The following is a 13,659-nucleotide window of genomic DNA, read 5'->3' on the forward strand; positions in this document are numbered from 1 at the left end:
CCAATCCGCGACGCGGCGCAACGCGTCGCTCGTCAGCCGAGCCTCATCTTGTCCGAATTCGCTTCCCCCGCCGGCGCGCAGGAGCCGGCCGTCAACTGGCGCGCGATGTCCGCCGTGCTGCTGGCCGTCGCGCTCGCGACGCTCGATACCGCAATCGCGAACACCGCGCTGCCCGCGATCGCCGCCGACCTGCATGCATCGCCGGCCGCATCCGTATGGATCATCAACGCGTACCAGCTCGCGATGGTCGCGACGCTGCTGCCGTTCGCGTCGCTCGGCGACATCGTCGGCCACAAGCGCGTGTATGTCGCCGGGCTCGCGGTGTTTACAGTTGCGTCGCTCGGCTGCTCGCTCGCGTCGACGCTGCCGATGCTGACGGCCGCGCGGATCGTGCAGGGCTTCGGCGCGAGCGCGATCATGAGCGTCAACGTCGCGCTGATCCGCGGCCTGTTTCCCGCGCACCGGCTCGGGCGCGGCGTCGGCTTCAACGCGCTCGTGGTCGGTGTGTCGTTCGCGATAGGGCCGACCATCGCATCGCTGATCCTGTCGGTCGCCGCATGGCCGTGGCTGTTCGCGGTGAACGTGCCGCTCGGCGTGTTCGCGCTTGCCGTGGCGATTCCGTCGTTGCCGCAGACGGCGCGCGGCAAGCATGCGTTCGATCCGGTCGCCGCATTGTTCAACGTGATTACGTTCGCCTCGCTGATCTTCGCGCTCGGTGAATTCGCGCAGCGCGGGCCGCTTTCCATCGTGTTCGCGGCGGCGGCGGTCGCGCTCACCTTCGGCTGGCTGTTGATCCGTCGCCAGGCCGGGCACCCGGCGCCGATGCTGCCGGTCGACCTGTTTCGCCGGCCGGTGTTCACGCTGTCCGCGCTGACCGCGGTGTGCGCGTTTGCCGCGCAGGGGCTCGCGTTCGTGTCGCTGCCGTTCTATTTCGAAACCGTCCTGCATCGCAACGCGGTCGAGACGGGCTTCCTGATGACGCCGTGGTCGGCGATCGTCGCGCTCGCCGCGCCGATCGCGGGGCGCTTGTCGGATCGCTATCCGCCGGGCCTGCTCGGCGCGATCGGTCTGGCCTTGCTGAGCGCGGGCATGGTGTCGCTCGCCGCGTTGCCGGCGGCGCCCGGCGTCATCGACATCGGCTGGCGGATGATGCTGTGCGGCGCGGGCTTCGGTTTCTTCCAGTCGCCGAACCTGAAGGCGCTGATGTCGAGTGCGCCGCCCGAGCGCAGCGGCGGCGCGAGCGGGATCATCGCGACCGCACGGCTGATCGGGCAGGCGACGGGCGCGGCGCTCGTCGCGCTGTCGTTCGGGATCGCCGGGCGCCACGGGCCGACGCTCGCGCTGATGCTCGGCGCGGGCTTTGCCGGCGCCGCGAGCGTCGCGAGCGGATTGCGGCTCTTTGCGCCGTCGCATCGGGCCGGCGTGCCGGCTGCGTCGGAGCGTGTGAGCGAGCGGGCGACGGAGTAGGGAGGCGCGGTTGCGGCGCAAGCCGATGGCCGAACGACCCTCGCGGGAAATTTTCGAGCCGGCGCGCAACGACCCACCGCCACGCGCCGGCCTTCACGCTTCGCTCAGAACCCGCCCGACTTGATCAGCTGGTTGAGGTTCGCGATGTTCAGGCTGCCGAAGCCGGTCGTGTAATCCCAGCCGGTGCCTGCGTTATAGCCATACCCCTGATAGCCGTTGTTCCCCGACACCACGTCGTAGCGCACGAGCGACGGGTTCGACGGAATGTCGGCGTAGAACTTGCCGGCCGGGAAGCCGAGGCCCGTGCCGTTCGCTGCGAGCAGGCGCGCCCAGAGGCCGGTGAAGATCGGTGCGGCGAGGCTCGTGCCGCCGATCTGCTGCAACTGGCCGTAGTTGTAGATATAAGCCCCCGTGCTTTGCGCGGCGTCGAACGCGACGTCCGGCAACTGGCGGTTGCTGCCCGACTGCCACGACGGCGCGGGCAGGATCGTGCTGACGCCGCCGCCCGTCGCCCACAGCTTGCCGTTGCCGTCGAGCCCTTCGTTCCACACCGTTTCGTTCGAGAACGCGCCCGACGACGTCGTGTAGAGCGTCGTGCCGCCGATCGCGAGCACGTGCGGCGACGATGCCGGCCACGATACCGTGTAGTTCGAGCCGTCCGGATAGCCGCGGTTGTTGCACTCGTACACGCCTTCGTCGCCCGACGAAACGGAGAACGTCTGGCCTTGCGCCGCGGCGGTCGTGAAGATCTGCTCCTCGGCGTCGAGCGTGCCGTCCGCGCTCGCATCGGTTTCGCACCAGCCGAGCGATACGTTGATCACCTTCGCGGTGTTGTCCGACACGGCGCGGTTGAACGCCTGCGTGAGGCCCGTGTTGCCGCTTGCATTGAGGTCGGCCATGTAGAACACGAGCTTGCCGACCTGGCCGCCGGCCGAGCCGACGATCGACTGGCTGTCGAGATCCCACTCGCCCTGGCCGTCCTGGTCGTCGGTGTAGCTGCCGCCCGAGCCATTGGTCTTGATGGCCTGCGTCGACACCGTGCCGTAACCGTTGCTCGACGTGAACTGCTTCAGATCCTGCAGCGTCTGCGACACGCCGCCGATCGTGATGATGCCGACGGTGACGCCGGCTGCGGTCGGCACGCCGGTTGCGTTGTAGAGGCCCGGGAATTCCTTCGGATAGTGGCCGGTCGCCGTGCCGGCTGCAAGCGCCTGCGGCTTCGACACGTTGCCGATGTGCAGCAGCGGCCGCGCGTGTGCGACGTTCTGCAGCCCGAGCACCGAGCCGACGACGTCGCCGAGCGCGCGCGGCACCTGCGCAGTCGACGTGTTCGCGAAGCCCGAGTGACCCGCGTAGTCGAAGTGCACGAGCGACGTGTTGAATGCGGTTTTCACCGTGGCGGCCGTGCCGCTGGCGGAGACCAGCAGGCGGTTCGGCGCAACCTCGACGTTCACGAAGCCGCTCTTGTGCAGATAGTCGACGACCGACTTGACCTGCGCATCGGTCGGCGCGTAGTTGGCGAGGAACTGCTCGTGCGTGAGGTACTGGCGGTAATGCGCGCTGCCGGGCCGGTTCACGTCGCGCGCCAGTTGCTTGAGCTGCGCGGCGTTGCGCAGTTTCAGGCTGACGACGACGTTGGTCGTTTCACCGCCTGCCAGTTCGAGCGACGGCGCCGCGCTGCGCGCCATCAACTGCGGGCCGGTCAGAAAGGCCTTCGTATGCGTATCGACCCAATCCGTCGTCGCATGCGCCGCGGCGGCGGCGAACACGAACGGTGCCACGCACGCGAGGCGGCGGGGCGACGGAAGGGGAAGGGCAAACCAGGTGTTCCTTTTCATCGGGAGTCCTTTTTTAGGAGAGGCGACGTTACTGGAACCCCCGGCCCTTGTGGGGCCGCGAGCGGTGACGAGCGTAGGGCGTCGGTGTCGTTCGGGTAGCTGCCATTTTCCATAGCTGTCAGTTCTGACATCGGCGCGGGTGCACGCATGTGCTGCGTCATGCGCGTAAGCGAATTGCGGCAGCGGCGAGCGGAACCGGTTCGCGATACGGCGGCGCGGCAAGGCGCGATGCTCGCACGCACGAGTCGCTCGTCGCGACGCCGGAACGTGCGTGATCGCGGAGCGGATCGCCGCGTGAACGCATCGCGCGCGACCGGTCGGTGTCGCGTGCCGCGTCGCACTATGTGGTCAAACGCCGCGACACGGCAGGAACGGATTCGTGCGTGCACGAAAATGGGGTCGCTCGACCGCAAACGTTTCCCGAACTGTGGAACGGTGCTTCCGGCAGTCTTGCAGGCGACTTTCGGATCGCATGCGGCAAGTGCGGATTAGAGGAAAGGCTCGAACTCGGTGGCGTGGACATCCCGGCGCGGCGGACAGCCTGCCTGCGCAAGATCGCGCGGCACCATTCGCGACATTCCGCCTTGACGTGCGTCGATCAGCGGATATGCTTCAATCCATAACCATCGGGTTATGGATTTGGACATGCAGAACGCACACGACATGCTTTTCAGGACACTGGCCGATCCCACGCGCCGCGCGCTCTTCGAGCGGCTGTGCGCGGACGGCGAGCTGACGGTTGCCGCGCTGACGGCCCATGCGGGCGTCTCGCAGCCGGCCGTCTCGAAGCATCTGGGCGTCCTGAAGCAGGCCGGGCTCGTGAGCGACCGTCACGAAGGCCGGCAGACGCACTACAGCGCGCAGCCTCAAGCGCTGGCCCCGTTGATCGACTGGACGAGCCAGATGGCCGGCTTCTGGCAGACCCGGTTCGACGCCCTCGAAGATCTTCTGAAAAGGATCGACCAGTAATGAACCAGGCCACCACCGAAACGCGCTCCGTCGTCGTCGACCGGGAGCTGCCTCATCCGCCGGAGAAGATCTGGCGCGCGCTCACGCAACCGCACCTGATCGAGGCGTGGCTGATGAAGAGCGACTTCGAGCCCGTCGCGGGCCGCGCCTTCAGCTTCCGTGCGGACTGGGGCTCGGTCGACTGTACGGTGCTGACGATCGAACCGCCGCGCACGCTGTCCTACACGTGGGCCGCGTACGGCCTCGAAAGCGTCGTCACGTGGACGCTCACGCCGACGGCGGTCGGTACGCACCTGCGCATGGAGCAGGTCGGTTTCCGCGCGGATCAGGAACAGGCGTACCGCGGCGCGCAGCATGGCTGGGTGCGGTTCTTCGAGTCGCTCGAACAGGTGCTGGCACGTCCCGACGAAGGCACGGAGGCCCGCTCATGAGCGCGGCATCCGACCCGAGCCCGTCGGCGCGCATCGACGCGCTGATCGCCGGCATCGCCGACTGGCGCGGCAAGACCTTCGCCGATCTGCGCCAGACGATCCTCGACGCGCAAGCAGGCATCGTCGAGGAATGGAAATGGATGGGCAGCCCCGTGTGGTCGTGCGACGGGATGATCGCGGTCGCGAACGCGCACAAGGGCAAGGTGAAGCTGACCTTCATGCACGGCGCGCAGTTGCCCGATCCCGACAAGCTGTTCAACGATGGCCTCGACGGCAATGCGCGGCGCGCGATCGATTTCTTCGAAGGCGACAAGCTCGACAAGCGGGCGCTGAAGAATCTGGTGCGCGCGGCGATCGACTACAACCGCACGCATCTGAAGAAGAACACCCGGCGAGCGGGCGCAGGCACGAAGGCGCGGGCCGACAAGGCGGCATGACGCGCCGCACGACTGGTCACGCGGCGTAGCGCAGGCAAAAAAAGCCCGACACGAGGTCGGGCATCCAAATCGGCCGCAACCGCCCGCGAGGCGGCTGCGGCACCTGCAAGGTGCAGGGCGCTTACGCTGCGAGCAGCGAGCGCAGCACGAACGGCAGGATCCCGCCGTGCTTGTAGTAGTCGACTTCGATCGGCGTATCGATGCGCAGCAGCACTTGCACGCGCTGCGATTCGCCGTTCTTGCGGTGGATCACGAGCGTGACGTCCTGTTGCGGCTTGAAGTCGTCGCCGAGGCCTTCGATGTCGTACGTCTCTTCACCGGTGATGCCGAGCGACTGGATGCTGTCCGCGCCCTTGAACTGCAGCGGCAGCACGCCCATGCCGACGAGGTTCGAGCGGTGGATGCGCTCGAAGCTGCGTGCGATCACGGCCTTCACGCCGAGCAGTTGCGTGCCCTTCGCGGCCCAGTCGCGCGACGAGCCCGTGCCGTACTCTTCGCCCGCGAACACGACCGTCGGCGTATCGGCGGCAACATACTGCATCGCTGCATCATAGATCGATTGCTGTTCGCCGCTCGGCTGGTGGATCGTCAGGCCGCCTTCGACACGCGTGCCGTCCGCCTTCGGCGGGATCATCAGGTTCTTGATCCGGACGTTCGCGAACGTGCCGCGCATCATCACGTCGTGGTTGCCGCGGCGCGAGCCGTAGCTGTTGAAGTCGGCCTTCTGCACGCCGTTTTCCTTCAGCCACTTGCCTGCCGGCGAGTCTTCCTTGATCGAGCCTGCCGGGCTGATGTGGTCGGTCGTGACCGAGTCACCGAAGATGCCCAGTGCGCGCGCGCCCTTGACCGTCGGAATCGATGCAGCCGGTTCCATCGAGAAGTCATTGCCGAAGAACGGCGGCTCGGCGATGTACGTCGACTTCGGCCAGTCGTAGACCTGGCCCGATTCGCCCTCGATCTTGCTCCAGAGGTCGCCCTTCTTGGTCAGCTTCGAGTAGTTGTCCTCGAACTTCTTCGGGTCGAGCGCGAACTTGAGCAGCGCGTGGATTTCTTCGCTCGTCGGCCAGATGTCGCCGAGGTAGATGTCGCGGCCGCCCTTGCCCTTGCCGACCGGTTCGGTCATCAGATCGCGCGTGATGTTGCCGGCGATCGCGTAGGCGACGACCAGCGGCGGCGACGCGAGGAAGTTCGCGCGGATGTTCGGGTGGATACGCGCCTCGAAGTTACGGTTGCCCGACAGCACGGCTGCCGCGACGATGTCGTTCTTCGTGATCGCTTCGTTCAGCTCCGGCGTCAGGTCGCCCGCGTTGCCGATACAGGTCGTGCAGCCGTAGGCCGCGACTTCGAAACCGAGCTTCGACAGGTAGGGCAGCAGGCCCGTCTTCGTCAGGTACTCGGTGACGATGCGCGATCCCGGCGCGAGCGAGGTCTTGATCTTCGGATCGACCGTGAGGCCGGCCTCGACCGCCTTCTTCGCGAGCAGGCCGGCGGCCAGCAGCACGCTCGGGTTCGACGTGTTCGTGCACGACGTGATCGCGGCGATCAGGATGTCGCCGTTCTTCACGTCGACGCCGTTGCTCGTCGTGTATTGCGCGCCGAGGTCTTCCGCCTTCTTCGCGAAGCCGTTTTCCGCGACCGGCTTCGAGAACAGGTCGGTGAACGTCGACTTGACGTGGCCGATCTCGATGCGGTCCTGCGGGCGCTTCGGGCCGGCCAGCGACGGCGCGACCGTCGTCAGATCCAGCGTCACGACCTTCGTGTAGTCGATGTCGCCGGCCTTCGGGATACCGAACAGCTTCTGCGCCTTGAAGTAGTTTTCGAACGCGGCGATTTCGGCCTTCGTGCGGCCCGTGCCTTCGAAGTACTCGATCGTCTTTTCGTCGACCGGGAAGAAGCCCATCGTCGCGCCGTATTCGGGCGCCATGTTGCCGATCGTCGCGCGGTCCGGCAGCGACAGCGACTTCGTGCCTTCGCCGAAGAACTCGACGAACTTGCCGACGACCTTCTCCTTGCGCAGCATTTCCGTGATCGTCAGCACCAGGTCGGTGGCCGTCACGCCTTCGCGCAGCTTGCCCTTCAGCTCGACGCCGACGACGTCCGGCGTCAGGAAGTACACCGGCTGGCCGAGCATGCCCGCTTCAGCCTCGATGCCGCCCACGCCCCAGCCGACCACGCCGATGCCGTTGATCATCGTCGTGTGGCTGTCCGTGCCGACGAGGGTATCCGGGTAGTACACGGTGTCGCCGCCGTCCGCCTTCTTGTGGACGCCGCGCGCGAGGTATTCCAGGTTCACCTGGTGGACGATGCCGACGCCCGGCGGCACGACCTTGAACGTGTCGAATGCCTGCATGCCCCACTTCATGAACTGGTAGCGCTCGTTGTTGCGCTGGAATTCCAGTTTCATGTTCAGGTCGAGCGCGTCCTTCTGGCGGAAGTAGTCGATCTGCACCGAGTGATCGACGACGAGATCGACCGGGACCAGCGGCTCGATCTTCTTCGGGTTCTTGCCGGTACGCTCCGCGACGCCGCGCATGGCCGCGATGTCGGCGAGCAGCGGCACACCCGTGAAGTCCTGCAGCACGACGCGCGACACCACGAACGGAATCTCGTCGACGCGCTTCTCGGTCGGCTTCCAGTTCGCGAGCTGCGCGATGTGCTCTTCGGTGATCTTCTTGCCGTCGTAGTTGCGCAGCACGGACTCGAGCACGATACGGATCGACACCGGCAGGCGTTCGATCTTCGTCTTCAGTTCCTTGCCGAGCTGCGGCAGCGAGTAGAACTTGCCTTTGCCGGAACCGCTGTCGAATTCCTTGAGGGTCTTGTGGAGATTGTGGGCCATGGTGATTTTCCTGGGTTTAAGGCTAGGAAACTACGTGTCCTGTAAATGACGGCTATATCACGTACAGATCGACGTACTCATCGACCGGCATCGCTTCGAGCTTTGCCTGGTCCAGCGACACGTCGAGAATCGCTTGTTGCTGCTTGGCCGGGAAGCGGCGGGCAAGGTTGGTCCTGAACTTCTCGACCAGGAGCGGGACGCCTTCGGCCCGGCGCCGCCGGTGGCCGAGCGGGTATTCGACCGCCACCTCGGCAAGCTTCGATCCGTCCTTGAACTCGATCGTCAGTGCATTCGCGATCGAGCGCTTGTCCGGGTCGTGGTAATCCTGCGTGAACTGCGGATCCTCGACGCATACGGTCTTCGCGCGCAGCGCGTCGATGCGGGGATCGGCGGCGGCCGAATCTTCGTAGTCGGCCGCGGTCAGCCGGCCGAACAGCAGCGGCACGGCGACCATGTACTGGATGCAGTGGTCGCGGTCGGCCGGATTGGCGAGCGGGCCCTGCTTGTCGATGATGCGGATCGCGGCCGCGTGCGTGCGGATCGTGATCCGGCTGATGTCGTCGGTCGTGCGGCCCGCGGCGGCGAGCTGCGCGTGCAGCTGCAGCGCGGCCTCGGCGGCCGTTTGCGCGTGGAATTCGGCGGGGAACGCGATCTTGAACAGCACGTTTTCCATCACGTACGTGCCGTACGGGCGCTGGAAGCGGAACGGCTTGCCGTCGAACAGCACGTCGTAGAAGCCCCAGGTTTTGGCGGTGAGCGCCGACGGGTAGCCCATTTCACCCGTTTTCGCGATCAGCGCGAGGCGCACCGCGCGGGAGGTTGCGTCGCCGGCCGCCCATGACTTGCGCGAACCCGTGTTCGGCGCGTGGCGGTAAGTGCGCAGCGCGTGGCCGTCGACGAATGCGTTGGACACCGCGTTGATCAGCTCGTCGCGCGTAAGCCCGAGCAGCCGGCCGACGACGGCCGTCGATGCGACCTTCACGAGCAGCACGTGGTCGAGCCCGACCGCATTGAACGAATTCTCGAGCGCGAGGCAGCCCTGGATCTCGTGGGCCTGGATCATCGCGACCAGCACGTCGCGCATCGTGAGCGGCTTGCGGCCGGCCGCGACGGCCGTGCGGGAAAGCCAGTCGGCCGTCGCCAGGATCCCGCCGAGGTTGTCGGACGGATGCCCCCATTCGGCGGCGAGCCAGGTGTCGTTGAAGTCCAGCCAGCGGATCATCGCGCCGATGCCGAAAGCGGCCTGGACGGGATCGAGCTGGAAGGACGTGCCGGGCACCTTCGCGCCGTTCGGTACGATCGTGCCGGGCACGACGGGGCCGAGCAGCTTGGTGCAGGCAGGGTAGGAGAGCGCCTCGAGTCCGCATCCGAGCGTGTCGATCAGGCAATGACGCGCCGTCTCCAGCGCGAGCGCGCTGTCGATGCCGGCATTCAGCACGTAGTCGACGATATCGACGAGTACCGTATCCGGAGCAGGGCGGACGGTGGAGACCGGGGCGGACATCGAGGGGCCGATGGGAACGCGCTTAGTTCGTTGCCGGCTTCAGCTCGTTCGACTGCGTCGGTGCCGGCGTGCCTTGCGCCATTTCCGGCGTCACGCATTCGTCCGCGAGGCGTTCGCCGCCGTTCGCGTCGGAGAACAGCATCGCCTTGGTCGGGATCACGACCAGCTTGAAGCCGGCGGCCGGATCGTAGAACGTGTCGGCGCCCGTCGTCGTGGCCTGACGCGGCAGCTTGTAGTTCTTCTTCGCCCAGTGAACCGTGACGACCTGGTCGCGCTTCATGTCACCGGCGAGGTCGAACGAGAGACCTTCCTTGCAGGACCACTTGACTGCGCCGTCCGGTACCGGATCGACCTTCGCCGCGGCACGTGCCTGTGCCTTCTTGCTGCGCGGGATGATGCGCTTGGCCGGCGCCGGGCGCTTGGCCGCTGCCTTCTTCGCGGTCGTCGTGGTCGTACCCTGGGCAAACGCGCTCGGAGCCGACACCAGCATCGTGGCGGACAAGGCGCCGATGGCGGTAGCGATCAGGAGTTTCTTCATGGAGTCAGAACCTTTCGATAATCAGTTGACAAGGGCCGGCAATCTGCGCCGCCGGCCGGTTTGAAACTGCACGCGCCCCGAAAGCGCGCAGCGGCCGCTATTTTCACCTATTTGGCCGCGTGTATATCAGGTTTTCGGGCTCCGTTACGTTTTTTGTCGTTTCGCAAACCTCTATCCGGTTCGCGCCTCGTCGAATGCATGAAACTCGTGTATCGGCCGGCGGCGCGCGCTTACGGCGTGCTGCCCGCGGCGGCCGGGTCGAACAGCGGCGCGGCCTCGGCCGGTACGGGCTGGCCGGTGGCCCGCGCGCGGCGCAGCACCGACCAGTAATACCGGTAACTCGCGCGATCGTGCAGCGTATCACCGTGGCGCGTCGGGCCCCAGTCGGCGGCCTGCGCGGCCAGCAGGATCTCGGCGGCCAGCGCGACCTCGTCGGTGCGCGGCGCGAATGCGTCGACGATCGGACGGATCTGCGCGGGGTGGATGCTCCACATCCGCGTGAAGGCGAATTCGTCGCGCGCGCGGCGTGCATCGGCGGCCACGATGCTCATGTCGCGCACCTCGGTCGTCACGTTGTGCGACGGCGTCTTGCCGTGCGCGTGGCAGGCCGCGGCGATTTCCAGCTTCGCGCGGCGCACGAGCGGATGCTCGAACTGGCCGGGCGAGCGCATCGCGGAATCGGGAATCGCGCCATGGTGCGCGGAGACGAAATCCATCAGCCCGAAGCTCAGCGTGCCGACCGTCGGCAGCGCGGCGAGGGCGGCCGCCTGCGCGAGCGCGCCGTGCGTCTCGACCAGCACGTCGACGGGAATCGGCTGCGCGATGCCGAGCTCGCGGCGCGTGCCTTCGATGAACGCGGTCATTTCGGCTGCATCGGCGGCACTCGCGATCTTCGGGAGCGTGATGTAGGCGGGCGGACGCGCCGCACGCAGCACGATGCGTACGTCGTCGCGCCAGTGCGGGTGGGAAAAGTCGTGGATGCGGACGCCGACGCGGCCGAAGCGGTTCTCGTCGCTGCCGAGGATATCGGTGACGAGTGCCGCGTGCGCGGCTTCCTGGCCGACGGCGGCGCCGTCTTCGCAGTCGAGCGTGATGTCGAACACGGGGCCCAGCTCGGCCTGCAGCGCGAGCGACTTGCGCATCAGCTTTTCGCTGCCCGCGTAGTGATCACAGCAGGGCAGGATCGCGGGCGGGGACGCCCCGTCGTACAGCACTTGTGCGGGAGTGAGCGCGGCCATCTCGTCTACGTCAGGGAAGCGGGTCAACGTGGAGAAAATCGGATTCGGGCGCGTTCTGGGCGGGGGCGCGGCAAGCGCGGGGCGGCAAAACGTGCGCGGATCGGATCGGTCGGCCGGGCCGGCGGCATGCCGGCCCGGGCCGAAACCGGGCTGCCCGAGGGCCGCCCGGCGAGGTGCTTGATGCTTAGTTCTTCAGCAGGTGGGCGACGCCATCGCGCTCTTCGAGCAGCTCGGCCAGCGTGCCGTCCATCTTCTCGCGCGAGAACGCGTCGATTTCCAGGCCTTCGACGCGCTTGTATTCGCCGTTTTCGCAAACGACCGGCACGCCGTAGATGATGTCTTCGGGGATGCCGTACGAGCCGTCCGACGGGATGCCCATCGTGACCCACTTGCCGTTCGTGCCGAGGACCCAGTCACGCACGTGGTCGATCGCCGCGTTCGCTGCCGACGCTGCCGACGACAGGCCGCGCGCTTCGATGATCGCCGCGCCGCGCTTGCCGACGGTCGGGATGAACGTGTCGCGGTTCCACACGTCGTCGTTGATCAGCTTCAGCAGCGATTCGCCTTCGGCGGTCGCGAAGCGGAAGTCGGGGTACATCGTCGGCGAGTGGTTGCCCCACACGGCGAGCTTCTCGATCGATGCGACCGGCTTGCCCGACTTCGCTGCGAGCTGCGACAGCGCGCGGTTGTGGTCGAGGCGCAGCATGGCCGTGAAGTTCTTCTTCGGCAGATCCGGTGCCGACTTCATCGCGATGTAGGCGTTCGTGTTCGCCGGGTTGCCGACGACCAGCACCTTCACGTCGCGGCTCGCGACTTCGTTCAGCGCAGCGCCCTGAACCGTGAAGATTTCGGCGTTTGCCGACAGCAGGTCCTTGCGCTCCATGCCCTTCGAGCGCGGACGTGCGCCGACCAGCAGTGCGACGTCGGCATCCTTGAATGCGACCTTCGGATCATCGGTGATCACGACGCCCGCGAGCAGCGGGAACGCGCAATCGTCGAGTTCCATCACGACGCCTTTGACGGCGCCTTGGGCTTGCGGGAGGTCGAGCAGTTGCAGGATGACCGGCTGGTCCTTGCCGAGCAGGTCGCCGTTCGCGATGCGGAACAGCAGGGAGTAAGCGATTTGACCTGCGGCGCCGGTGACGGCAACGCGCTTTGCGGGCTTAGCCATTGAAAATCTCCAGGACGGGTAAAGCGTTGGACACTCGCGAAAACGCCATTCTATGCGCGTTGTGCAGAGTGTTGCATTGAAGCAGGGCGGAGGACTCGCGATGGCAGACGCGGTGAACCTGGAGACGGCCGTGGCACGTAGCCGGGGACGCGCTTTTGCACCCGCGAACCCTTGCTCGACCGGGAGTGTAGGAGCCGTCCGGCTCAAAGTCAAACGGTATCATATGTCTTATATAAGACAGATGTTTTGCGGAAATTGAGTGGACTTAAAAGTGCGGTTTGTGATGAAATGCGCGCCATGACATCGAACCAGGCGAATACCGCGAATCAGACCGGCGCAGGCGGCCCAGGGCAGCCGGGCGCGAGCGATCCCGCACCTTCGCCCGCGGCGGCTCCGTCGCCGACGTTCAGCCCGTTATACCAGCAGATTAAGTCATTAATCACGCAAAGTCTCGAAACCGGCGAGTGGAAGCCGGGCGAGATCATCCCGAGCGAGGTGGAGCTGGCGGCCCGTTACAAGGTCAGCCAGGGCACCGTCCGCAAGGCGATCGACGAGCTGGCCGCCGAAAACCTCGTGGTCCGGCGGCAGGGCAAGGGTACTTTTGTTGCAACGCACAACGAAGATCGCGCGCAGTTCCGCTTCCTGCGGCTGCTGGCCGACGACGGTGCCGAGCATCCGCACGTGAGCCGCCTGCTCGAATGCCGCCGCCTGCGCGCGCCGGCCGAGATCGCGCGGCAGCTCGACCTGAAGCCGGCCGACCCGGTCGTGCAGGTGCGCCGCCTGCTGGAGTTCGAGAACGAAGTGACGGTGCTCGACGAGATCTGGCTGCCGGGCGCGATGTTCCGCGGGCTCACGTTCGAGCGGCTGAGCGAGTACAAGGGGCCGCTCTACGCGATGTTCGAGACGGAGTTCGGCACGCGGATGATCCGCGCGACGGAAAAGATCCGCGCGGTAGCGGCGGAGCCGGCGGTGGCCGACCTGCTGCACGTGCCGGCAGGTTTCCCTTTGCTGTCGGTCGAGCGCGTGTCCTATACATACGGAGACCGGCCGGTGGAAGTGCGTCGCGGCTGGTATGTCACAACCGGGTACTACTATCAGAATGACTTGAGCTGACGGTGTATCGGCTCAAGCCGAGTGCGTTCGCGTTCCCCACGTTCGCGAAGCACGTTTCGGGCCGCCTTTGTTCTTGTTCGCGCAACTATCCAGAGCAGACTTTCGCTGCAGCGC

General features: G+C 66.4%; 11 protein-coding genes. 5 read left to right on the top strand and 6 right to left on the bottom strand.

What is annotated here, in order from left to right; genetic code table 11:
- The first annotated feature begins 48 nt into the window (after positions 1-48).
- Positions 49-1,467 carry an MFS transporter gene (locus G3N96_RS18365; RefSeq protein ID WP_206138033.1) on the top strand — a complete coding sequence of 473 codons (1,419 nt, stop codon included), beginning with the start codon at positions 49-51 and terminating at the stop codon, positions 1,465-1,467.
- Positions 1,468-1,571: 104 nt separating this feature from the next.
- On the opposite strand, the gene G3N96_RS18370 is transcribed toward G3N96_RS18365, so the two are convergent.
- Positions 1,572-3,305, bottom strand: a complete 1,734-nt coding sequence (locus tag G3N96_RS18370; protein ID WP_124576351.1) for a S53 family peptidase — start codon at positions 3,303-3,305, stop codon at positions 1,572-1,574.
- Positions 3,306-3,950: 645 nt separating this feature from the next.
- Here G3N96_RS18370 and G3N96_RS18375 point away from each other — a divergent pair.
- The 3 genes from G3N96_RS18375 to G3N96_RS18385 are packed head-to-tail and all read left to right on the top strand — an operon-like array spanning position 3,951 to position 5,142.
- The gene (locus G3N96_RS18375; RefSeq protein ID WP_124576352.1) at positions 3,951-4,274 is read left to right on the top strand and encodes a metalloregulator ArsR/SmtB family transcription factor; all 324 of its coding nucleotides are present in this window, start codon (positions 3,951-3,953) and stop codon (positions 4,272-4,274) included.
- Positions 4,274-4,705 carry an SRPBCC domain-containing protein gene (locus G3N96_RS18380; RefSeq protein ID WP_124576353.1) on the top strand — a complete coding sequence of 144 codons (432 nt, stop codon included), beginning with the start codon at positions 4,274-4,276 and terminating at the stop codon, positions 4,703-4,705. Before G3N96_RS18375 ends, G3N96_RS18380 begins: the two co-directional genes overlap by 1 nt.
- Positions 4,702-5,142, top strand: coding sequence for a DUF1801 domain-containing protein (locus G3N96_RS18385; protein ID WP_124576354.1), 441 nt, complete (start codon positions 4,702-4,704; stop codon positions 5,140-5,142). Before G3N96_RS18380 ends, G3N96_RS18385 begins: the two co-directional genes overlap by 4 nt.
- Before the next feature lie 121 nt (positions 5,143-5,263).
- Here G3N96_RS18385 and acnA read toward each other — a convergent pair whose 3' ends face one another.
- The 5 genes from acnA to G3N96_RS18410 form a co-directional block, all read right to left on the bottom strand.
- Positions 5,264-7,981: an aconitate hydratase AcnA gene (gene acnA, locus G3N96_RS18390; RefSeq protein WP_206138034.1), complete on the bottom strand. Its 2,718-nt coding sequence runs from the start codon at positions 7,979-7,981 to the stop codon at positions 5,264-5,266.
- A 52-nt stretch (positions 7,982-8,033) separates the two neighbouring features.
- On the bottom strand, positions 8,034-9,485 hold the full coding sequence (locus G3N96_RS18395) for a bifunctional 2-methylcitrate dehydratase/aconitate hydratase (RefSeq protein ID WP_206138035.1): 1,452 nt from the start codon (positions 9,483-9,485) through the stop codon (positions 8,034-8,036).
- 22 nt (positions 9,486-9,507) lie between these two features.
- A complete protein-coding gene (locus tag G3N96_RS18400; protein ID WP_089442945.1) occupies positions 9,508-10,023 on the bottom strand; it encodes a hypothetical protein in 516 nt (171 codons plus the stop codon).
- Between the two features lie 230 nt (positions 10,024-10,253).
- Positions 10,254-11,261, bottom strand: a complete 1,008-nt coding sequence (locus G3N96_RS18405; RefSeq protein WP_206138047.1) for an aldolase/citrate lyase family protein — start codon at positions 11,259-11,261, stop codon at positions 10,254-10,256.
- A 184-nt stretch (positions 11,262-11,445) separates the two neighbouring features.
- Positions 11,446-12,432, bottom strand: a complete 987-nt coding sequence (locus G3N96_RS18410; protein WP_046549914.1) for a malate dehydrogenase — start codon at positions 12,430-12,432, stop codon at positions 11,446-11,448.
- A 288-nt stretch (positions 12,433-12,720) separates the two neighbouring features.
- Between G3N96_RS18410 and G3N96_RS18415 the strand changes: the two genes are divergently transcribed.
- Positions 12,721-13,545 carry a GntR family transcriptional regulator gene (locus tag G3N96_RS18415; protein ID WP_039358249.1) on the top strand — a complete coding sequence of 275 codons (825 nt, stop codon included), beginning with the start codon at positions 12,721-12,723 and terminating at the stop codon, positions 13,543-13,545.
- Positions 13,546-13,659 lie beyond the last annotated feature (114 nt).

This window comes from Burkholderia sp. Se-20373, assembly GCF_017104705.1.
GTDB lineage: Bacteria > Pseudomonadota > Gammaproteobacteria > Burkholderiales > Burkholderiaceae > Burkholderia.